23 protein-coding genes are annotated in these 20,962 nt (G+C 40.1%); 13 read left to right on the top strand and 10 right to left on the bottom strand.

The window, feature by feature from the left end:
- Positions 1–30: 30 nt before the first annotated feature.
- From nuoF to FCN14_RS02330, 7 genes are all read right to left on the bottom strand, one after another.
- On the bottom strand, positions 31–1,320 hold the full coding sequence (nuoF, locus tag FCN14_RS02300) for an NADH-quinone oxidoreductase subunit NuoF (RefSeq protein ID WP_138429476.1): 1,290 nt from the start codon (positions 1,318–1,320) through the stop codon (positions 31–33).
- Positions 1,320–1,871, bottom strand: coding sequence for an NADH-quinone oxidoreductase subunit NuoE family protein (locus FCN14_RS02305; RefSeq protein WP_138429477.1), 552 nt, complete (start codon positions 1,869–1,871; stop codon positions 1,320–1,322). The genes nuoF and FCN14_RS02305 overlap by 1 nt, the downstream gene beginning before the upstream one ends.
- Positions 1,872–1,942: 71 nt before the next feature.
- A complete protein-coding gene (gene nuoD, locus FCN14_RS02310) occupies positions 1,943–3,235 on the bottom strand; it encodes an NADH dehydrogenase (quinone) subunit D (protein ID WP_138429478.1) in 1,293 nt (430 codons plus the stop codon).
- Positions 3,236–3,242: 7 nt separating this feature from the next.
- Entirely contained in the window at positions 3,243–3,755 is a 513-nt protein-coding gene (locus FCN14_RS02315; RefSeq protein WP_138429479.1) for an NADH-quinone oxidoreductase subunit C, read from the bottom strand.
- Between the two features lies 1 nt (position 3,756).
- Complete coding sequence (locus tag FCN14_RS02320; RefSeq protein ID WP_138429480.1) at positions 3,757–4,239, bottom strand: NADH-quinone oxidoreductase subunit B; 483 nt, start codon at positions 4,237–4,239, stop codon at positions 3,757–3,759.
- Positions 4,240–4,260: 21 nt separating this feature from the next.
- A complete protein-coding gene (locus FCN14_RS02325; protein ID WP_246043078.1) occupies positions 4,261–4,572 on the bottom strand; it encodes an NADH-quinone oxidoreductase subunit A in 312 nt (103 codons plus the stop codon).
- Positions 4,573–4,832: 260 nt separating this feature from the next.
- Positions 4,833–5,207 carry an Mth938-like domain-containing protein gene (locus tag FCN14_RS02330; RefSeq protein WP_138429482.1) on the bottom strand — a complete coding sequence of 125 codons (375 nt, stop codon included), beginning with the start codon at positions 5,205–5,207 and terminating at the stop codon, positions 4,833–4,835.
- A 148-nt stretch (positions 5,208–5,355) separates the two neighbouring features.
- Between FCN14_RS02330 and FCN14_RS02335 the strand changes: the two genes are divergently transcribed.
- From FCN14_RS02335 to pssA, 13 genes are all read left to right on the top strand, one after another.
- The gene (locus FCN14_RS02335; protein WP_138429483.1) at positions 5,356–5,928 is read left to right on the top strand and encodes a bifunctional nuclease family protein; all 573 of its coding nucleotides are present in this window, start codon (positions 5,356–5,358) and stop codon (positions 5,926–5,928) included.
- 5 nt (positions 5,929–5,933) lie between these two features.
- Complete coding sequence (gene bshC, locus FCN14_RS02340; RefSeq protein ID WP_138429484.1) at positions 5,934–7,550, top strand: bacillithiol biosynthesis cysteine-adding enzyme BshC; 1,617 nt, start codon at positions 5,934–5,936, stop codon at positions 7,548–7,550.
- Positions 7,550–8,128: a 5-formyltetrahydrofolate cyclo-ligase gene (locus FCN14_RS02345; protein WP_138429485.1), complete on the top strand. Its 579-nt coding sequence runs from the start codon at positions 7,550–7,552 to the stop codon at positions 8,126–8,128. Before bshC ends, FCN14_RS02345 begins: the two co-directional genes overlap by 1 nt.
- An 83-nt stretch (positions 8,129–8,211) precedes the next feature.
- On the top strand, positions 8,212–8,913 hold the full coding sequence (locus tag FCN14_RS02350) for a PspC domain-containing protein (protein WP_212747544.1): 702 nt from the start codon (positions 8,212–8,214) through the stop codon (positions 8,911–8,913).
- A gap of 117 nt (positions 8,914–9,030) precedes the next feature.
- Positions 9,031–9,630, top strand: a complete 600-nt coding sequence (gene tmk, locus FCN14_RS02355) for a dTMP kinase (RefSeq protein ID WP_138429486.1) — start codon at positions 9,031–9,033, stop codon at positions 9,628–9,630.
- Between the two features lie 292 nt (positions 9,631–9,922).
- Positions 9,923–10,426: an SRPBCC family protein gene (locus FCN14_RS02360; RefSeq protein WP_138429487.1), complete on the top strand. Its 504-nt coding sequence runs from the start codon at positions 9,923–9,925 to the stop codon at positions 10,424–10,426.
- Positions 10,427–10,496: 70 nt separating this feature from the next.
- Positions 10,497–11,357, top strand: coding sequence for a shikimate dehydrogenase (gene aroE / locus FCN14_RS02365; RefSeq protein ID WP_138429488.1), 861 nt, complete (start codon positions 10,497–10,499; stop codon positions 11,355–11,357).
- Positions 11,338–12,099, top strand: coding sequence for a peptidoglycan editing factor PgeF (gene pgeF, locus FCN14_RS02370; protein ID WP_138429489.1), 762 nt, complete (start codon positions 11,338–11,340; stop codon positions 12,097–12,099). Before aroE ends, pgeF begins: the two co-directional genes overlap by 20 nt.
- A 26-nt stretch (positions 12,100–12,125) precedes the next feature.
- Positions 12,126–13,025: a histone deacetylase family protein gene (locus tag FCN14_RS02375; RefSeq protein WP_138429490.1), complete on the top strand. Its 900-nt coding sequence runs from the start codon at positions 12,126–12,128 to the stop codon at positions 13,023–13,025.
- A gap of 109 nt (positions 13,026–13,134) precedes the next feature.
- Entirely contained in the window at positions 13,135–14,283 is a 1,149-nt protein-coding gene (locus FCN14_RS02380; protein WP_138429491.1) for a 1-deoxy-D-xylulose-5-phosphate reductoisomerase, read from the top strand.
- 18 nt (positions 14,284–14,301) lie between these two features.
- On the top strand, positions 14,302–15,639 hold the full coding sequence (gene rseP / locus FCN14_RS02385; protein ID WP_138429492.1) for an RIP metalloprotease RseP: 1,338 nt from the start codon (positions 14,302–14,304) through the stop codon (positions 15,637–15,639).
- A 14-nt stretch (positions 15,640–15,653) separates the two neighbouring features.
- The gene (locus FCN14_RS02390; RefSeq protein WP_138429493.1) at positions 15,654–16,307 is read left to right on the top strand and encodes a phosphatidylserine decarboxylase family protein; all 654 of its coding nucleotides are present in this window, start codon (positions 15,654–15,656) and stop codon (positions 16,305–16,307) included.
- A gap of 1 nt (position 16,308) precedes the next feature.
- Positions 16,309–17,145: a CDP-diacylglycerol--serine O-phosphatidyltransferase gene (gene pssA, locus FCN14_RS02395; protein ID WP_138429494.1), complete on the top strand. Its 837-nt coding sequence runs from the start codon at positions 16,309–16,311 to the stop codon at positions 17,143–17,145.
- A gap of 153 nt (positions 17,146–17,298) precedes the next feature.
- Here the strand turns inward: pssA and FCN14_RS02400 are convergent, their stop codons facing one another.
- The 3 genes from FCN14_RS02400 to FCN14_RS02410 form a co-directional block, all read right to left on the bottom strand.
- Positions 17,299–18,204, bottom strand: a complete 906-nt coding sequence (locus FCN14_RS02400; protein ID WP_171032780.1) for a PorV/PorQ family protein — start codon at positions 18,202–18,204, stop codon at positions 17,299–17,301.
- Between the two features lie 131 nt (positions 18,205–18,335).
- A complete protein-coding gene (locus FCN14_RS02405; RefSeq protein ID WP_138429496.1) occupies positions 18,336–19,313 on the bottom strand; it encodes a PorV/PorQ family protein in 978 nt (325 codons plus the stop codon).
- A 3-nt stretch (positions 19,314–19,316) separates the two neighbouring features.
- Positions 19,317–20,738: a FlgD immunoglobulin-like domain containing protein gene (locus FCN14_RS02410; RefSeq protein ID WP_246043079.1), complete on the bottom strand. Its 1,422-nt coding sequence runs from the start codon at positions 20,736–20,738 to the stop codon at positions 19,317–19,319.
- Positions 20,739–20,962: the final 224 nt, after the last annotated feature.

Below are 20,962 nucleotides of genomic sequence, written 5' to 3' on the forward strand. Positions count from 1 at the left end.
AAATTTCAATATCCAATATATAACAAAAAGTTACGCTACAGCGTGACTAGATTTCTTACATCGTGCTTCAAATTCATCTCTAAATCGGTTGATAGTATGACGAACAGGCCATACAGCGGCATCAGCAAGAGCACATATCGTGCGGCCTTCCATCTGGTTGCCTACGTCAAGTAAGAGGTCAAGATCTTTCATTTCTCCATTACCGTTTTTGATCTTAAGCAGCACTTTTTCAAGCCAGCCTGTACCTTCACGGCATGGGGTACACTGTCCACAAGATTCGTGGTGATAGAAGTGAGCAATTCTCCACAACACATCGACCATATCGGTATCTTCATCCATAACAACCATGCCAGCTGTACCCATCATAGAACCAGCCTCTTTTAAAGAGTCTGAATTCATGGTTACTCCTTCAAGCTGATCAGCTCGGAGTACAGGTGTCGAAGATCCACCGGGGATAAGTGCCTTAAGCTCTTTTCCGCCTCTGATACCACCGGCAACATCATTAATAAGTTCTAAAACTGGTACACCAGTTGGATATTCATAAACGCCAGGCTGATTTACATGCCCCGATATGCCATAGAGTACCGGACCGGGATGTTCCTCAGCACCAACATCACTATACCAATCCGCACCGTTATTAATGACTAAAGGAACATTTGCCAGTGTTTCAATATTATTGATAGTAGTAGGGCGTCCCCATAAACCTTTTTGAGCAGGGAAGGGGGGTTTAACTCGCGGATAACCCCGCTTGCCTTCTAGGGATTCGAGCATAGAAGTTTCTTCACCACAGATATATGCGCCTGCGCCATAGGTTATTTCCAAATCAATGGAGATGTCTGTACCTAAAATATTTTCACCCAGATATCCTTGTTCATAGGCATCGTCTACTGCATCCTGTAGTTGTTCTACCCAAGAGATATATTCGCCACGGATATAAACATAAATCGTGTCTATAGTCATGGCATATGCTGCAATTAAGGCCCCTTCAATAAAAAGGTGAGGATTGAATTCAAATATTTTACGATCTTTGAATGTCCCGGGTTCAGATTCATCTCCATTACATGCAAGATACCGTGGGCCGCCATCGGGATCGGGCATGAAACTCCATTTTAGCCCTGCATTAAATCCGGCACCACCGCGACCGCGAATGTTCGCCTGTTTTACTTCATTGACGACATTGTCTCGAGACCATTCTTGTTGGTCATTTAAAATCTTTTTTAGAGCGTTATATCCACCATTTTCCTCATAAACCTCAATCTTTTGCAGATTGGGAATGTCAGGAATAAGTTGTGGTTCGAATGATTTCCAGTCTTGAGCCATTATTCTGAAGCAGCTTGGTTTCGTTTTTCTAATTCCGGCATCGCCATAGATTCAAACTCGGGTATGTTACCATTTTTTAGGTTTTCTATAAGGGAATCAACCTTTTCTTTGGTAAGATTATTAACATAAACCCCATTTGTAACTTGAAGCATGGGCGCATATCCACAGGCACCCAAGCATTCAACCGATTGAATACTGAACATTCCATCGTCGGTCGTTTCCCCGGCTTTAATACCCAGTTTGTCTTCTAGATGATGTAATATATCATAGCCGCCGCATAGCTGACAGCTAAGGCAGGTGCAAACATCGAGAACAAACTTACCTTTTTCTTCTTTATAATACTGTGTATAAAAGCTTGCCACACCATGCACATGTGATTTTGGGACATCCAATGTATCGGCAACCAGGTTTTGAACCTCAGGTTCCACATGACCATATTTACGTTGCGCTACCCATAATACCTGCAAGGTAGCCGCTTTAGCCGTAGGAAACTTGGCCTTAAGTTGTTCTATTTCTTTAAGTTCTTCTTCTGTAAATGACAGTTCAGCCATTAATCTATCTTATTCTTAAGTTTTTAATTAGGCCTCTACCTAAACCGTGACCTATCTTGCTATAGCAATTTCTACTTATCTGCTTCACCCATTACGGGGTCAACACCACCAATGATTACGACAGTGTCGGCAACCATTTCACCATCCAGCATATCTTCAAGTGCTTGTAGGTTCTTAAAAGATGGAGAGTTGATTTTTAGCCTCCAGGGATGTCCGGTTCCATCACTTTGTATATAGTAACCAAGCTCACCTTTTGGCCCTTCAACAGCATGATAACTTTCTTCACCTTCTGGTGGACAAATCCCGGTATCGGTCATCATAAAATCATGAATCATACCCTCCATAGAATAATATACTTCATCTTTGGAAGGATAAGCTTGTTTGGCATTATCCGTTCTAACAGGTCCCTTCGGTAATTTATCAAGACATTGACGAATAATTCTGATGCTCTCGTGCATCTCTTCCATCCGAACATAATAACGTGCCAAATTATCGCCCTCAAGACGAGTAGGAACTTCAAAATCCACCTCATCATATCGGGCATAAGGTTCAAAGTCGCGAATATCGTAAGCATAACCCGAAGCTCGCAGGGTAGGACCAGTCGCTCCAATTTCCAAAGCTCTTTCCGGAGATAAAACCCCAACTTCACGGTTACGGTCGAAGAATATACGGTTACGGTCGAGTAGCCCGTGGAAGTCTTTTAACTCCTGTGGGAAATCGTTGACGAAATCTTTGATCATGGCGATGGCATCATCAGTAAGATCATTGGCCACACCACCAATTCTGGCGTGAGAGATCGTAAATCGATGTCCCCCAATATTGTCAAAGATATCATATAGTTTTTCACGCTCGCGGAACGTCCAGATAAAGAATGATACGGCACCAGCATCCATTACCATGGTACCAAGCCACAGCAGGTGCGAAGAAATACGGGCAAGTTCACATCCGATCATGCGGATATAATGAGCTCTTTCCGGCACTTCTACATTTGCAATCTTTTCGACTGCAGTACACAGTGCTACATTATTACTGTATGGTGAAAGGTAATCCATGCGATCGGTATAAGGCATGAATTCCTGATACGTTTTATTTTCCGCAATCTTTTCTACGCCACGGTGCAGATAGCCTATATCGAGTTTTGCTTTCTCAATGAGCTCACCGTTAAGCTGTAACACAAGGCGCAGTACCCCGTGTGTAGCAGGGTGTTGAGGACCCATGTTGAGCACCATTTTTGTGCCCAGAGGATCTTGGTCATCCATTTTTTCAATGGTTGTATGCTTGTCCTCAAGAGCATCGTATAGCTTTTCCTGATGCTCTTTAAAAAACTTTGGATCAACTTGATCCGTAATGTGTTTGGTGTCCATAAAAAAGCTACTCAGTGTCAGGCGTTGTACTTGGTAATTCGATAGATCCGGGAATACCCAAAAGAGGAAACTCTTTACGCATTGGAAAATAATCGAAATCTTCGGGCATAAAAATACGACGGAAGTCGGGATGTTCGGTAAAGGTAACACCAAACATGTCATAAACTTCTCGTTCCATCCAACTTGCTGATTTCCAAATGTTGGAGACGGAAGCAATTTCCGGGTTTTCTTCCGGTAACCGTGTTTTTAAGAAAAAACGCTCACGGTCGCGTAATGAAATTAGGTTATAAGCAATTTCAAAGCGGTCATTTGAGGTAAAGCGATCGATGCCGAAAAGGTCTGTGAGATAGATAAAATGCTGTTCATCTTTCAGATAAGAACAGATTTCAACAATAGCACCAGCTTTTACCTGAACAAAGGTATCACCGCTTGATTGATATACTTCGATGAAAGAGTCCGAAAACTGTTCGGATAATCCATCGACTACATTTTGAAGTTTTTCTGATAGTTCTAAATCCATATTATGTATCGAGCATTACAGAGTGTTCAGTACGAATTTTATCCTGGATTTTCATAAGGGCATGCAAGAGAGCGTCAGGTCGTGGAGGACAACCAGAAATATATGCATCTACGGGTAAGAAATTATCACAACCTTGAACTACACCATAGCAGCGGTGCATTCCACCGGTAGAAGCACAAGCTCCCATAGCAATACACCATTTAGGGTCGGGCATTTGGTCCCATATCCTGCGAATGGCATGCGACATTTTATAATTTACCCATCCGGCAACAATCATAACATCACTTTGCCGGGGAGAAAACCGCATTACCTCTGAACCAAATCGTGCAGCATCATATTTTGGGCCGGCAAAAGCCATCATCTCAATAGCACAGCAGGCTAAACCCATTGGCATAGGCCAAGCTGCATTAGATCGTGCCCAGTTTGTTAATGTATCAATTTTTGTGGTGAAGTAACCGTCACCAAGAGAGCTTTCAATACCCATATAAGTATAGGCTTAAATTAATCAGTTAAACATTCCTTTTTTCATATCCCAATCGAGCGTTCCTTTTTTGATCAGGTAAATAAGACCAACGTAGAGCTCTAAAATAAATATAATCATCGAAACAAGCGTTCCCAGACCATAGTCTAAAAAGCTAACTGCCCAAGGATATATAAATACGACTTCGAGGTCAAAAACAATAAAGGCGATTGCTACTAGGTAAAAGCTAATAGAATAACGGTCGGCTGCCTCGCCTACAGGGTCCATACCGCTTTCATAAGGGTCCAACTTGTTTTTATTGGGGCGAAAGGGACCAAGAATTTTTGATAACGTCATCAAAAGAACCGCTAGAACAATAGCGATTCCTGCAAGAATTACGATTGGTAAATAGTTAGAAAACATCAGTCAGTTTCAGTTTTTTTGAGTCAGTCGGAAATTAGGGGCAATCGCTTGTAATGTCAATAAAATCAAGGTGAGGAATATAGGATTTCTGAAACTCAAAACATATAAATTTACCTCACCTTTCTTATTTAAAATGAGTTTAAACACGGGACAATTTATTTGTTTGAACAGTGTGTGCATAGGTGGGAGACTTACTAACAGGTTGAATGAATAAGAGCTCCCACGGGATAGTTCATTCTGAGCTCATTATATTTTTCTTTAGCTTGTTCAGTTTCTAGGATATGGTAGTCGATGTTGTGCTCACTAAGATACTTTCTTGTTTCTTGGCAAACCTGTAGGCGTTCATGAAAACCTTGCGATAAAACTACCACACTAGCACCATGTTTAAGCAATTCTTCAACATCTGCGGGTTGAATACCCGGCACATGATGGGTGCCTGTTTCATTCCAGTCCCACTCTCGAGAACCACTTGGAAAAAGTTTAGCATCCTTATAGGTTTTATGATCAGAGACGGTAACCGATCCCCACTTTATGGAATGAATTTTAGGGGATATTTTTTTAGAAACCATAAAACAGGTGATTTTAGTTCACTTTTTAGTAAACATTTAGGTCAAAAAATCCGTTTATTATAAGGTATTATCAAAGTTTACGGGTACCATAAAAATCAGTAAATTTGTTTCTAAATTAAATTATTATTTAAAAATAATTATCTGACCATTGGATAAAATTAAGATGGATATATTAGGGCTTTCTACAAGCCCAAGTAGTGGTGGAGCCTATGCATTGATTTTAAATGAAGTAGATGGTAATCGTCGACTTCCTATAATTATTGGAACATTTGAGGCACAGGCGATTGCCCTTGAGTTAGAACATATTCGGCCACCTCGCCCAATGACGCACGACCTTCTCAAGAATATGATTCAAAATTTTGGATCTGACGTTGAGCAGGTCTTCATTAATGATCTTAGTGAAGGGACCTTTTTTGCAAAGATAATTTATGAGGAAAACGGTCAGCAGATGGAGCAGGATGCTCGGCCCAGCGATGCAATTGCACTTGCTGTTCGATTTGATGCCTCTATTTATGTAGCACCTGAAATTCTTGATGAGGCCGGTATCGTTTCGGAAGGTGAGGAGGGAGACGAACTGACAGCTACTGCCGAAGGAGAAGAGAAGTCCCCTGAGATGAGTAAGTTAGAACGGCTAGAAAATGAGCTTCAAACTGCCATAGATACTGAAAATTATGAAAAGGCGGCACGGCTACGTGATGAAATTCAAAAGCTAAAAGGCTAGTAGAATTGCAACTTTCAGATTATTCGTTCGAAACACTACCATTTTCAGATCTTTTTAAAACATATATCACCAATTTTGATGAGCTAAGTGATTTTTATGAGACTAATCCATTCGATAGTAAGGCGATAGTCCGGAAAGCGGAAGAGTTTGATTTTGGAGGGGACAGAAGCAAAGCATCAGCAATACTTACTGCTTTTAATGCAGCCTTTAATATAGATGAAGCCGCTCATAATAATATAGAACGCTTAGCTAATGAAGATTCATTGGTAATTGTTACCGGCCAACAGTTGGGTATATATGGAGGTCCCCTGTATACCATCCTAAAAACGGTTACTACAATTCATATCGCCAAACAACTAGAGCAGAAATTGGATCGTCCTGTTATTCCTATTTTCTGGCTTGCCGATGAAGATCATGACTATGAAGAAATACGTTCTATATCAGTACTAGATAGGGATAAGGTGCAGTCTTACGCCTTACCGCCTAAAAATGATAAGTTGCCTACGGTTTCAGAAATAGAGATACCGGAAGCTATTGATCAAATGAAAGCTGAACTAAAAGAATCCCTTTATGATACTGATTTCTCAGAGGAACTCTGGGACCTATTAGATAATTCTTTTACTGCTTCAAATACTTTCTCAGAGGCTTTTGGTCAGTGGATAAGCAATTTGTTCTCTAAGTATGGGCTAGTGCTGGCGGGTAGTAAAAATATTGAGGTGAAAGAAGCAACTAATAAATTCTTAAAGAAGTCTATCACCAAAGCAAGTGACATTCGCAACCAGCTTGATGTCCAGTCTCAGCGAATTGGCAAAGAATTTCATAGGCAGGTTACTATCTATGATTCTAATCTATTTTATTTAAATGGTGATTCGGGACGTACCAAGATTGCCCGAAATGGAGATGGATGGAAGACAGATGCCGGGCATGAGTGGGAGACGGATCAGTTGGTAGAAGAGATTGAGGAGAATCCCGATCATTTTTCACCAAATGTGTTTTTACGACCTATTTTACAAGATGCCTTATTGCCTACATTAGGATATGTGGCAGGACCCGGTGAAACAGCATATTACGGACAGATGAAAAAAATGTATGCCTGTTTTAATTTGGAAATGCCCGTTATTTTTCCACGACTTAGTGCAACGATTATTGAACCCGCTATTGATCGTATCATCAATGAGCTCCCATTTGATTTCCATGAGTATGGAGACAGGATAGAAGATCTTGAATCTGCTTATGTAGACCGTACCGAGCAGCACGATATTGAAGCAATTTTTGATGAATGGAAAAAAGATGTTGAGAAGTTAGCGGAGAAAAAAACAAAAGAGGTCGCCAATATCGACCCTACGCTTGAGGGGGCGTCTGGAAAAGCAAAAGCAACATATCTTAACGAATTAAATAAACTGAAAGGAAAGGTGTACCGTGCTGTTAAAAAGCAGGATCAAACACAGTTACAGCGTATTAAGAGAATTAAGGCGCATACTTTTCCGGGGGATGGGCTACAAGAACGTGTAATCGCCAGTATTTTTTATATGAATAAATATGGTGTTGATATATGGGATGAACTCCTGAACAACCTCAGTGAGGAAGAGCAATTTGATCACCACAAATTGATTTACATGTAATGAATGATACTCAATCAGAAAAAGAGGAGCTGCGTAGCAGGCTTTTAGAGGCTAGAGAGTCGATTACTGCTAAAGCTTTTTCTCATGGTTCTAAACATATTATTGGCAGCCTTAAAGATAAACCTGCTTTTTTAGAAGCAGATGTTATCCATTGTTACGTGTCAATGAATAGTCGGGGAGAGGTCGATACTCACCACCTGCTGAAGGAACTACTAAATAGCGATAAGGATGTTATTGTACCAATTTCAAATTTTGCAGATCATACTTTATCACACATTCGTTTAGATTCATTTGACCAGCTAAAAGAGAATAAATGGGGCGTTTTAGAACCAGATGAAGGTGAAGAGGTTTCAATCGACCAGGTTGATTTAGTTGTTGTACCGATGGTGGGAGGGGATGAGTGTGCCAATCGGATTGGCTACGGAAAGGGATTTTATGATCGTTTTTTAAAGGATGTATCAGCCCTTAAAATTGGTCTCTGTTTTGAACAGAATATTGTTCCGAAATTACCGGTTGAGGAGTTTGATATACCGTTAGATCACATTATCACAGAAGAGCGCATTATTTCTCGCGATTAATTTTCTATATTGCTGTAACAAATCTATTACTTATGACGTAATAGTTGTTGTTCGCACAAACTTATGGGCTTGGGAGTATTATTATGGCACAAAGAACCAAACAATCTACACAACAGAACCTTGATTCATTGATGGATTTCGAAGACCATGAACTTCGAAATACCATGCAGGAATTCTTGAAGGAAGAGAAAAAAGCTAATACTAATATCTGGAACTTTTCTACTATTGCAGGTATTGCCATGTTTTTTGTAGGGGTGGTATTTATCCTCAACATGCTTATAGGCATTGGACCTAATTTGAGTGGACTTATGGAAGCTATGCCTTTAATAGGGGCGGTCCTAGTAACACTCGTGGGTTTTGGATTTTTAGTCGGGGATAGAAAAAAAGAAAAGCGGACAAAGAATAAGAAAAACCGTTCTTCTGATACATATGATTTTGACTATGATTTCGGAGATAGTTCTAATGAAGAGGACTTTACATTAAATAATAATCTTGGAGTTGATAGTAAGAAAAAAAGCAATTCTAAATCTTCTTCTGGTGCGTTTGATTTTGACTCCTATGCATTTAGTGAATCCAAGAAATTATATAAATCACGAACGGATAAAAAGATCTCTGGGGTCTGTGGGGGGCTTGCCAAATATTTTGGTATCAGCTCTACTGTTATCCGTCTATTATTTTTTATAACACTCTTTGCTGCAGGCGGAACATCATTGTTTGTATATATTGCTTTGGCTTTGGCCTTAGATAAAGAGCCGCCCGAAATGATGGACGACTTTAATTTTTAGCCGTTACATATTAATATTTTCTATACTTTTAGCATTATAAAATAATATTGTAATTCATTGAGACACAGATGATTATTATATTTAAACCTATAACTGAGATTAATTTAATAGAGTAAAGTGTTTATAACGTTCGAAGGGATTGATGGAAGTGGTAAATCCACACAGATTCAAAAGTTGAAGAGACGGCTACAGCAGAATGGGGTACAAGTAAAAGTTTTTAGAGATCCTGGTGGCCCGGTTGTTTCAGAGAAGGTGCGAGAGCTTTTACTTAATCCTGATTATGATATAGATCCAGTTACCGAACTTTTACTTTTTTCCGCTGCACGTTCTCAGTTGATGGCAGAAAATGTTATACCATCTATTGAAGAGGGAAAGACAGTTATTTTAGACCGTTTTTATGATTCTACGGTAGCTTATCAGGGATATGGACGACAATCAGTAGGGCTGGATGAAATTCATATGATGAACCGGGTAGCCAGCCATAAGTGTGAGCCCGATCTTACTATCTATATGAAATTACCGCTGCATGCGGCTAAGAAGAGGATGTCAAAAAATAAGGATAGGATGGAGCAAGCCGGAGATTCATTTTATAACAAAGTTATTCAGGGTTTTAATAGGTTAGCAGAGCAAGAGCAGCGTATTTTTACTGTGGATGCGAGATTGCCGACAGAAGAAGTACACCATAAGATTTGGACTCTTATTGATCGTTCTTTTTAAAAAAATCTCATTCACATTTTATTTTTAACAGTATTATTTGATTGATCGTTTACAAATTATGCGCTGAGTGGCGGGTTAAAAAAGTCTTATTTTCTTTAAATGCCCTTTAGAAGTACGGTTAAATTGCGTTAAGGGCTATATTGAAACTTAAATCGAGCATGAAATTAATTGCTGATTAGCGAAATAATCATTAATTTTATTGCATTGTGGGTAAAACCTAATTGGAAACTGAAAAATCTCCTTTTTCATCGTTTCAACTACTAATTTTAACCAACTCTGAAGTATATAAATTATGGCGCACGAAAGAATTGATGTTGATCTGCCCCTAGCCAAAGTCTATGAATACTTAAGTGACCCAACCTATTTCCCTCACTTCTTCGAACGGATTGAGCGAGTTAACAAAATAAATTCACAAACGTTTGAGTATTCGACTACTCTTGGTGGGAAACCATTTGAGTGGACAACAAACGTCATTGATGATCTCCGTAATACACGTTTTGCGTGGATTACTATCAATGGCAATTTGAATCAGACTGGTACTATTCGATTTACTCCGCTGGATAACGGAGAACGAACCCGGGTTGATTTCAGCCTTGATTACCGTACTTTCTACGGTGAGCCAGAGGAAGAATTAGCTAACTTTATCCAAGGTCTTTCTGCACAGATGAAGAAGGATCTACAGCGTTTTAAGGAAGAAGCCGAAGAAGGTACTTTCAAACAAAATGCGGATGATACTCTTGCTGCTATTGAAAAGGCAGACGAAGAGGCAGAAGCTGAAGAAGAAGCGGCTGCTTAAAAATAGTCTCTCACTGATATTGAAATGCGCACTTAATAGTGCGCATTTTTTTTGTCTTTACTTTTTGTAAATGAGTTTATCTACCTTTAAAAAGAGTAAAAAAGCCCAGTCTCCTCATTATATACTCTTTGGGCACCCCATAGAGCATAGTTGGTCACCACTCATGCATAATTTAGCATTAGATTATTATGATATTGATGCTCAATATTATACGGTTGATCTTTATAATAGTGAGCTCAATAGCTTGGCCTCATATCTTAACAATGATTCTTTTAAGGGAGCGAATATTACTGTTCCCTATAAACAAATAATTATTGAATACTTGGATCGTATTGACAATTCAGCTCAAGAAATTGGTGCTGTTAATACGATTGTAAAAGAGGGGTATCAGTTGGTTGGTTACAATACCGATAGTGCTGGCTTTTTGGCCCCGTTGAAACAATATAGCGGAGAACTAGAGGGCGGAAGAGCTATTATATTTGGAACCGGAGGTGCTTCAAGAGCAATTGTTTATGCCCTATTAAATATAGGGATTGAAGAATTATACTTGGTATCTAGAAATCCTGCTCGTAGAAATTTGTTTTCCGAAAACAACCATGTGGTTATGGTTTCTTATAATCAATGGACCTCATTGGCAGAGGAAGCCGCCCTTATTATTAATGCTACTCCTTTGGGGATGCATCCCAATGTTAACGATTCGCCAGTCCGGGAAACAGAAAAGGCATTCCTATCGGATTGCATTTGTTATGATATTGTGTATAATCCAATACAAACCAAATTCTTGAAACAGGCAAATTCAGTGGAGGCGACAACGATAAATGGCCTGGAGATGTTAATCCAACAAGGAAGTCGGTCCTTTGAACTATGGACGGGACATCCATTCCCTGTAAAAAAGGTTAGAGGTAAATTACATGAACAAATTAAAAACTGACTTTGCTGTTATTCGGCCCACGAATCTTTTTAAAGAGGAAGGGGTTCGGGCATGGTTCACACTCAAAAACAATCAATATAGAAAGCAAAATAGTATTGCTGGTCTAAACCTTGGATATAATACATCTGAGAAAAAGGAAGTTGTTACTCAAAACAGACTTAACCTATTATCTTCGTTAGAAGTAAATAAAGAATGGGTGGCATTTGCTGATCAAGTACACAGTAATAGAGTTAGGATTGTGATACAGGGAGGTACCTTTCCCAATACAGATGGGTTAATTACCTCTGTTCCAGGTTTAACAATAGCTATTCAGGTGGCTGATTGTGCAGCTATTTTATTATGGGATGCAGAATCAAAAACTATTGGAGCTTTACATGCTGGATGGCGTGGTGCTGTTGGTGATATTGTACCCAAAGGTATTAATGATATGGCTGATCAGGGAGCTGATCCTCAAAATATGAAGGCGTTTGTAAGTCCTTGTATATCGCTCAAAAACTTTGAAGTGGGAATAGAAGTTGCAGAGCAGTTTCCGGATAACTTTGTGGATTATGAGCATTTTGAAAAGCCTCATGTAGATCTTCGGAGATTTATTCGAAATCAATTACAAGAAGGTGGCATCCCCCAGAAACATATTGAAGTGGCCCCAGGCTGTACTTTTGAAGATAAGGAACGATTTTACTCTTTCCGACGAGAAGGGAAGAAAAGTGGTAGGATGATGGCTCTTATCCAGATAACTGAATAATAAGAATATTAAATTTTCATAGCCTATTGCGACTTTCTTATTCTCCCGACTATTATGCTCCTATTCCCAATGAGCATATATTTCCGATGAAAAAATTTACTGCTCTGCATCACTATCTTTTAGAACAAAATCTGATTGATAGCAGTGATATTGTAGAACCTTCTCCGGTGGATATTCCCAACCTTACAACAGTACATTCTCAACGTTATTCCAACGGTATTGTGAATGGGGATTTAGGAAAAAGAGAATTGCGGAAGCTAGGGTTGCCTTGGTCGAAGAGGTTGGCTCACAGATCCAGGTTGGCCGTGCAAGGGACGATCAACGCCTCCTTAATGGCACTGCAGGATGGAATATCAGGAAATTTGGCAGGAGGCACTCATCACGCTATGCCCGACTATGGCGAAGGGTTCTGTGTATTTAATGATGTAGCCGTCGCAATTAAAGTACTGCGGCAGTCGATGTGGGCTAAAAAGATATTAGTTATTGATTGTGATGTTCATCAAGGGAATGGGACAGCTAAAATTTTTAAAAATAACGACGACGTATTTACCTTTTCATTGCATGGTGCAAAGAACTATCCCTTTAAAAAGCCTCCCTCTACATTAGATATTGGGTTGCCGGATGAAACGCAGGATGAAGTATATTTGTCTACCTTGGGAGATGCACTTGACGAGATATTTGAACAGTTTTCCCCGGATTTGGTCTATTACCTTGGCGGAATAGATCCGTTGGAAGCGGATCATTTCGGACGACTTTCTTTAACGATGAATGGTTTAAAAAACAGAGATCGTATAGTAATACAAAAAGTAATAGATGATGATGTTCCACTTGTATTATTGTTGTCGGGCGGTTATGCTCCCACATTGGGAGATACGGTGAGGGCACATGCGCTAATGTATGAAACAGCCTTAGAATTGGCTCTGTAATTGAAAGGATGAAGGACAAAACAACGGATTAAAGTTAATAATCATATTCTGACTTCTACCTGTTTTTCTCTATCTTCATAGCTCTTTTGAAAAGAAATAAGTAAATCGTTTGAAGTCTAAAAATATTGTCATACTGGGTTCCACCGGTTCTATTGGCGAACAAGCCTTAGAGGTGATTTGTGAGCATCCTTCTCAATTTAATGTGTTGGCATTAAGCTGTAATAGCAGTTGGCAAAAGCTGGCAGAACAGGCTAATAAATATAAGCCTGAGTATATACTGCTAGGTGATGAACAGTACAGCGATTTACTGAGGGATAAGTTGGATGATAACAATATCGAGATCTTAGTTGGCAATGAGGATTTACTCCAGTTAACTAAACTTGATAAAGCTGATATTATCCTTAACAGTTTAGTAGGGTATGCTGGTTTTGAACCTACTGTTGAAGCATTAAAGGCGGGAAAAAAAGTGGCACTTGCCAATAAAGAATCGCTTGTAGTGGGTGGTGGGCTTATCAACAGACTTATTCAGGAGAATGGAAATAATCTTATTCCGGTTGATTCTGAACACAGTGCCATGTTACAATGTTTAGTGGGTGAACCAATTGAGAAGATCGAAAAGCTTATTATAACAGCAAGTGGAGGACCGTTTCGCACGTGGACTAAGAAACAGATGCAGGATATAACAGTGAGCGATGCTTTAAATCACCCCAATTGGTCGATGGGGTCTAAAATCACCATCGATTCTGCAACTATGATGAATAAGGGACTTGAAATTATAGAAGCACACTGGATGTTTAATATGCCGCTATCAAAGATTGAAGCTGTAGTTCATCCCCAAAGTATTATTCACTCGGTAGTTACCTTTACCGATGGGTCAAGCAAGGCCCAATTGGGGCCACCGACAATGAAGGTACCTATTTTATATGCTTTGACTTATCCTGACAGGCTCGAACTTGAAGCTCCGGAATTGGACTGGAGAAAGGCTTTTGACTTAACATTTGAACCTGTAGATTATAATCGGTTTCCCTGCTTGAAGTTAGCAATTGAAGCAGCCAAGGAAGGAGGATTGGCCCCGGCAATTTTGAATGCGGCAAATGAAGTTGCTGTGCAACGATTTTTGAACGAAGAAATTACCTATATTGATATCCCTAAAGTGATAGATCATTGTCTGGAATCATTAAATAATTCTGGAACTATTACGTTAGAATCACTGAAAAATATTGATCAACAGGCCAGGGATCTGGCATTAACTTTTTAATCAGTACTACCTCGCTACATGGAATGGATTTTAAGTTTATTATCAACACTCGGAATTTTTGCTGCTGCTCTACTTATCTTGGTTTTCTTTCATGAGCTTGGGCACTTTTTAGCTGCAAAACTTTTTGGAATGCGGGTAGAGCGCTTCTCTCTGGGTTTTCCTCCCCGTATTTTTGGTATTAAAAAGGGAGAAACCGATTACTGTATAGGAGCAACTCCTCTTGGTGGATATGTGAAAATATCCGGTATGATTGATGAAACCATGGATGACGATTACTTGGATGAAGAGCCCAAGCCATGGGAGTTTCGTAGCAAACCTGTCTGGCAACGCATTATTGTAATTACTGCCGGAGTTATCTTTAATATGATTCTTGCTGTACTTATTTTTGGCGGTTTAGCTTTTAGTACTGGTGAAGAAAAGGTTGATCTGGATAGTGTAGGTAGTATCTATGTACCCGAAAAATCTTTGGCAGCCCAAGTGGGGTTCCAAACAGGAGATAAGCTTATTGGGGTTAATGGGGAAGATGTTCCATATTTTTCCGACCTGTTTGCCCCCAATAAAATGATGGCGTCTTCATTGAGCTATACGGTTAAAAGAGGGAATGAAACAGTTACCGTTGGGGTACCCGATAGCTTACTTAATGAGATTGGGAAACGGGGGTTTATTAATTTTCAGCATGCACTTCCCAGTAAAATTCGATCTGTGGTAGAAGGAAGTCCGGCTGATAAAGTGGGGTTAAAAGAAGGTGATTTTATTACTGCTATTAATGGTGATAATATTTCACACTGGCTACAGCTGGTAGAGAAGATATCTACTGCTGAAGATTCTCTTAATTTAATGGTAAGGCGTTCCTCTGGTGAAACTATCTCAGTAGCGGTAACACCTAACGAAAACAATAAACTGGGTATTTATGCCCCTAATAAAGAAATATTTGATGTAGAACGTTTTAATTATGGCCTTTTTGAAGCACTGAATGTTGGAGTTAAAAAAACTAATGAAACGGTTTCTGGAATTTTTGGTGGATTCAGTAAAATGTTTGCCGGGGATATCTCCGTTCGCGAAAACTTAGGCGGACCGGTAGCTATTGCTAATGTTACCAAACAGGCAACAGATGCCGGAGGTGCAATAGGCTTTTGGAATATTACTGCTTTCTTAAGTGTAACACTTGCCATCATGAATATTTTACCTATTCCTGTACTTGACGGTGGCCACCTGATGTTTTTGATTTATGAAGGCATTACACGTCGTGAACCCTCTCCTAAAGTTCGGATGGCGCTACAACAAATTGGGTTTTTGCTTATAATAGCACTCTTTATATTTGTTACATTCAACGATATACTCAGACAATTCGGCTAACTTCATCATTATTTATGTTTGCACGCGACGGATACACTACTATCTTCGTAACCATTATTTTTGCAATTATTGTCAGCGGTATTGCTCGTTATCTTGAGCCCCACTGGACGGCCTATATAATTTATACGGCGATGGTACTGCTCGTAGGGTTTATTTTGTTTTTCTTTAGAGATCCGGACAGGGAAATAACCACAGGTGATAATTTGGTTATTTCACCGGCTGATGGTAATGTTGTGCAAATAAAAGAGGTGCAAGAAGACCGATACATTAAAGGTCCTGCAAAACAGATTAGTATATTTCTTTCTCCACTTGATGTTCATGTTAACAGAGTTCCCGTTAATGGAAAGCTTGAATACTTGGAATATGAACCGGGGATTTTCTTAGTAGCTTATGACCATAGAGCTTCTGAGCTTAATGAACGCGCAGACTTTGGAGTTAAACATCCATCCGGCACAAAAGTGTTTTTTCGGCAAATTACCGGTTTTCTAGCACGACGCATTGTGTATCATATTGAAGAAGGGGATAATCTGGAAGCCGGAGAGCGTTTTGGAATGATGAAGTTTGGCTCCAGAATGGATATACTTGTTCCGGTTGAGGTAGAAGTTAACGTCTCAGAAGGAGAAAAGGCTGTAGCCGGCCAAACAATTTTAGCTACCATTAACGCATAAAATGAAATATCCTATACAGAAGTGGAAGCGTTTTCGTCGTCGTAGAAAACGTAAAAGAAATGGGGATAAACATACTAAAAAGCAGATACCGCGTACGGTAATCCCCAGTTTCTTTACTTTGATGAATCTGTTCTGTGGTTTTTTGGCAATTATTAGCATTGCCGAAGGACGACTCTTCTTTGGGGCTTGGCTCATTGTTTTTGCCGGCCTATTTGATGCATTAGATGGTTTTATGGCCCGCCTGTCAAATGCTACTTCTCAATTTGGCATTGAATTGGATTCTATTAGCGATGTAGTATCATTTGGAGTTGCCCCGGGCTTTCTACTTTATGCTTTCGGTTTAGCAGAGATGCCTTTTGTGGGAATTATTTTAAGTGCTCTTCCGCCACTTTGTGGAGCTGTTCGGTTAGCAAGGTACAATGTAGATGTACATGAGAACTTTGATGATGACAAGGGCCGAGACGATTTTTTTAAGGGGCTTCCTATTCCCGGGCAGGCAATAATGATTGCAGCTTTTTACCTCACCTTCTATAATCAGATTGAGATTTTTGAAGGTTTGGAATATGGACTAAATACGGTTTTAGTACCCCTAATTATTCTGCTCTCCTTTTTGATGGTTAGCACTATTCCTTTTGATAAGATTCCAAGTTTTGATAAAGAATCCATTAAAAAACATAAGATGAAGCTTTCCCTTTTTATTTTCTATGGATTACTTATTCTATTATTTCAGGAAGTAGGACTAATGATTGTTTTTTCTGCCTTTGTGGGCAAGGGAATTCTCCTGGGGGGCTACTTCTTTTGGAAAGAAGCCTTTGGAGATGAAGAATTTTCTGATTAGAAAAAGGAAATAGGGCCTGAGAATCAGTAATTTTAGCCTGTTACTTTGTCTTTCTATTTTTATAGGCAGATTGACAGAGGCTAAACATGCATGTCAGAGTTAGGGAATCAGGAAAGAGGAGGCAGAAATGCAAGGGATAAAGAAGAATATAGCTTAAAACCGGTAACTAAGCCCCAATGAATGTACAGTTCCAAAGCCTGTTTCAAACGGGATGATAGCATAATTGGCAATAACAGAGCCTACTATTATTCCGGCACCTGCTGTCCATGGACGAACGGTATCTCCCGTTTTATATCCCGATCTTAACATAATTGTTTCTGCGATATTAAATTCAAGAGCAACAGACGTATAGAGTTCCCGTTCTTCTGTCGTCTGTGTTGTCTTGTTCGATACTGTGAGAGGAAAGGTCCAGTCATTCTTAAGATTCACTGTTACAGGGAGATCATCATTCTCAGGAGGTGTAAAGGTAAAAAGTTTGGCATTAAATCCGCCTCGCAGTGTAGTTGGCAGAGGGGTAGCTTCATTAATTAGTTCATCCATTTTGCCCAGATTTAGTAAACTTACCCCAATTTGTAGGCGTTTATTCCAGAAACGACTAGCTATTCCCCAATTAGTAGCATATCCAGAAGCATTATAGATATAATATTCCTCTCGCAAGTATTGAAAGGTTCCGCCAATAGCAATGGGGCCTACTTTGTAAGCATAGCCTGCGCTTAGCGACAGCAGGTTTATAGCAAAAGAACCTTCGGCAGGTCCAGCCTGGTTTCGTAGTATAATATCATCATCTTGGGCCCCGGTAAATCCAAAAGCTATTCCACGTTCTCCTTTTTTGAAATTTACCGCAGCATGAGTGTGGGAAAGGTCGCCAATCCAGAGGGTATAATCAGCATTGAGTGATGAGCTGGACTCTAATGCAAGGTTAGCAGGGTTGGAATACAGGTTTGATGCTCCTAACTGTTCAGCTGTTACCACTTCATTAAAACCTAAGGCTTGTGTGCCCGGACCAATAGTCAAAAGGTCAAGGCCTGTTTGCTGGCTATAAGCTATATTAGTTGACATTGTACTTATTAAGCACAAACCAAGTAAGAACAAATATGGTGGTCTCTGTTTCTTGAGAAAAGACAAAGGAAATATATTATGGCATTTATCTGTATTGTTCATCAGCAAAAGTAAATAGATTATTTTCGTTCTTACAAGTTCAACTGAATACCAAAGATGTGCATATACGCGATTTTATTGGATTCTTGAACAAATGCATAATCGATGGATGGGTTCATAAAATCAAAGGGGAGATGTATGGAGAAACCGGCACTGGCATGGTTTGTTTTTTTAATTGCTGAAATCGCATCAATCTGCCAACCAGCTCGGAGAGTAACCCGCTCATGAAGTCCATATGCCATTCCGAGGTTAATATTAGTTATAGTTCCCTCTTCATGGATCTGTTGTCCACCATCCAAGCTAATATGAAATTTATCCATGGGGTTATAAAAGATGCCCAGTTTTATTTGAGTTGGGAATGGGTCATTTTGGGAAGAGAGGTTATCACCATAGAAATTACTGGAGTTCCAGCTGTAAGCAGCAATTAAATCTTGAACCGTAGCCCCTAGCTGAAGTTGATTAGAAATTTTATACAACAACCCGATATCAAGGCCAACAGTAGTAGCATTGTCAACTGCATTGTGTAGATCAGATAGGTAATATTTAACCCCAAGACCAACAGAAAGGTTGTTTCTCAGGGATAGTCCGGCTGTTGCTGTAAGTTGGTATTCGTGAGTTGAAAGCATGTTTGTGTGATAGCCATCAGCGTTGCGCCCATCAATATCATTTACATTGGCGTTTATAATAGAGATAGATGCTCCCGCACTGGGTGGTAACCGAAAGGTACTACTGATGGTGTGCAGGCTGCGATCGAAGCTCATTGCTGCGGTAGAAAGATCGATCTGGTTGCCTGTTCCGGCATGAGCAACAACAGCGGGGTTATAGTAGCTATATATCCCTTCTTGTGTTGTAGCCGTGAAAGCATTGCCCATTGCCATCCCTCGGGGGCCAAAACCCAACCGACTGAAAGCACCAGCTCGCCCGCCATGTTGAGCTTGTACAGCGGTAGTACAGGTTGTTACTATTAAAAATAAAAGTAATGATCTACAGTATGCAGTTGGTTTTTGCATGGTTTAATTAATCAATAATATCTTTCCCCGGATCGTATTGCCCGGGCTATCAATCTGGTAAAATACGGCCCCATTTGCCACGTCTTTCCCATTGGTTGTAGTGCCATCCCATACCGCTTCATAAGTCCCTGGAGTATAGTCTCCTGATGCAATCTTTTTGATCAGTTTCATCCTGAAATCAAATAACCGGATTGTGACTTGCCCGGCCTTTTTTACTTCATATTTGATACGCACGAGACTGTGGCGTCGGGGTGAAAAGGGATTGGGATAGGCATAAGCGTTAACGTCCGGAGCATCCTGTTGGTAGTGATTGTTCCCATCAAGAGGGAAGTTAACCCGTGTAATTTCCCAGTTCTCTCCACCATCGGCGGTTGAGGCGATACCATCACCGGTGCCGACCCATAGACGATTGGTAGTAGAGGCAATGCTATAATATGCAGCAGACTTTTTGATAAAAGTATTTGCAGAAGTTATCTGTGGTATAGTTGTCCAATTAGCACCACCGTCACTGCTTTTAAATAACCCATCATCTCCAGCGGCATAAATAACCCCGTCAGAAAAATCAATGTCATTTATACGTTTTCCCTGCAAGTAGCGATCGAAGCTTTTTCCCCCGTTCCTGGTTCGAACAATACCAAAACTTTCATTATCACGAAGCCCAGATGACCAGTTGGTCATCCAGATATCTCCGGTAGAGGGCTGCTGTTTAATGGTGATGATCCAGTTGCCTAATAAACCATCTGAAGAGCCGTCTACTTGGATATGTCGCCATCGAATACTATCGGCAGGAGCAGTGAGTGCATTATCAGAGATATTTAGCCCTCCTGCGGTACCACACCACACCCTATTACTGCGATCGATAAAGACCGAAAACCCCAATAGGTTCTGGTCAAAACGGGGATCATAACGATTGGTGCCATTGCTGTTAAATGTATATTCATTGTCTGGACTTAAGGTATCGACCTGCTGAGGAGGGAGTATAATTCGTTTCCAGTTTGCACCAAAATCTTGGCTTCTGACTAAGCCCAAGGCCCAATTTGCAGAAAAAACGGTTTCTCCCTTAAAAGCTACCTCAAAAGACGGAGATTGTTGCTGTGCCGTAACAGGAAGCTTGGCATATCTTGTACCACCATAAACGAAGGTGCTGTCATCCTCTTCGTCATTCGGATTTTTAATAAACTTCCAGTTTTCCCCTCCATCTGTGGAATAGTGGAATCCAAGTCCTGATTGTACATCCCCGTTTGGTGTAGAGGCTGTGTAACCTAACCCTGCCCAAACGGTATCTTGTGCCAAGGCAAGGGAATATACGCTTCCTTCTTCATTTATAATTTTTTGCGCATTTTCAGGAAAATACCAATTTGCGCTATTGTCTATGGTACGATTTAAACCGGGACCTATCCATAAGGTATCACCAAATGTTTCCATATTTGAAACAGAATTACTCTTAATGGATCGGTCTGGAGAGGGAACAGGGCCTACAATTTGAGCTTTAAGAGATAGACTACCCCCTATAGACAAGAGGATAAAGCATAAAAGAAATCGTGATGACAGCACCATGAAAAATAGATTTATTATTGAATCGTAATATAGGTTTTATTTCACCTAAATAAACTTGTTGATTTTAGTACAGGTGGCTATTATATTCAGAG

This window comes from Fodinibius saliphilus (assembly GCF_005869845.1).
Classification (GTDB): Bacteria; Bacteroidota; Rhodothermia; order Balneolales; family Balneolaceae; genus Fodinibius; species Fodinibius saliphilus.

What these genes read in the sequence shown, in the direction of transcription:
- FCN14_RS02320 (WP_138429480.1), bottom strand. Translation starts at nt 4,239, where the DNA reads ATGGGTATTGAAAGCTCTCTTGGTGACGGTTACTTCACCACAAAAATT.
- FCN14_RS02360 (WP_138429487.1), top strand. Translation starts at nt 9,923, where the DNA reads ATGGCGCACGAAAGAATTGATGTTGATCTGCCCCTAGCCAAAGTCTAT.
- pssA (WP_138429494.1), top strand. Translation starts at nt 16,309, where the DNA reads ATGAAATATCCTATACAGAAGTGGAAGCGTTTTCGTCGTCGTAGAAAA.
- nuoF (WP_138429476.1), bottom strand. Translation starts at nt 1,320, where the DNA reads ATGGCTCAAGACTGGAAATCATTCGAACCACAACTTATTCCTGACATT.
- FCN14_RS02345 (WP_138429485.1), top strand. Translation starts at nt 7,550, where the DNA reads ATGAATGATACTCAATCAGAAAAAGAGGAGCTGCGTAGCAGGCTTTTA.
- FCN14_RS02315 (WP_138429479.1), bottom strand. Translation starts at nt 3,755, where the DNA reads ATGGATTTAGAACTATCAGAAAAACTTCAAAATGTAGTCGATGGATTA.
- FCN14_RS02405 (WP_138429496.1), bottom strand. Translation starts at nt 19,313, where the DNA reads ATGCAAAAACCAACTGCATACTGTAGATCATTACTTTTATTTTTAATA.
- rseP (WP_138429492.1), top strand. Translation starts at nt 14,302, where the DNA reads ATGGAATGGATTTTAAGTTTATTATCAACACTCGGAATTTTTGCTGCT.
- FCN14_RS02305 (WP_138429477.1), bottom strand. Translation starts at nt 1,871, where the DNA reads ATGGCTGAACTGTCATTTACAGAAGAAGAACTTAAAGAAATAGAACAA.
- pgeF (WP_138429489.1), top strand. Translation starts at nt 11,338, where the DNA reads ATGAACAAATTAAAAACTGACTTTGCTGTTATTCGGCCCACGAATCTT.
- aroE (WP_138429488.1), top strand. Translation starts at nt 10,497, where the DNA reads ATGAGTTTATCTACCTTTAAAAAGAGTAAAAAAGCCCAGTCTCCTCAT.
- FCN14_RS02325 (WP_246043078.1), bottom strand. Translation starts at nt 4,572, where the DNA reads ATGACGTTATCAAAAATTCTTGGTCCCTTTCGCCCCAATAAAAACAAG.
- FCN14_RS02390 (WP_138429493.1), top strand. Translation starts at nt 15,654, where the DNA reads ATGTTTGCACGCGACGGATACACTACTATCTTCGTAACCATTATTTTT.
- FCN14_RS02330 (WP_138429482.1), bottom strand. Translation starts at nt 5,207, where the DNA reads ATGGTTTCTAAAAAAATATCCCCTAAAATTCATTCCATAAAGTGGGGA.
- FCN14_RS02350 (WP_212747544.1), top strand. Translation starts at nt 8,212, where the DNA reads ATGGCACAAAGAACCAAACAATCTACACAACAGAACCTTGATTCATTG.
- nuoD (WP_138429478.1), bottom strand. Translation starts at nt 3,235, where the DNA reads ATGGACACCAAACACATTACGGATCAAGTTGATCCAAAGTTTTTTAAA.
- FCN14_RS02410 (WP_246043079.1), bottom strand. Translation starts at nt 20,738, where the DNA reads ATGGAAACATTTGGTGATACCTTATGGATAGGTCCCGGTTTAAATCGT.
- FCN14_RS02400 (WP_171032780.1), bottom strand. Translation starts at nt 18,204, where the DNA reads ATGTCAACTAATATAGCTTATAGCCAGCAAACAGGCCTTGACCTTTTG.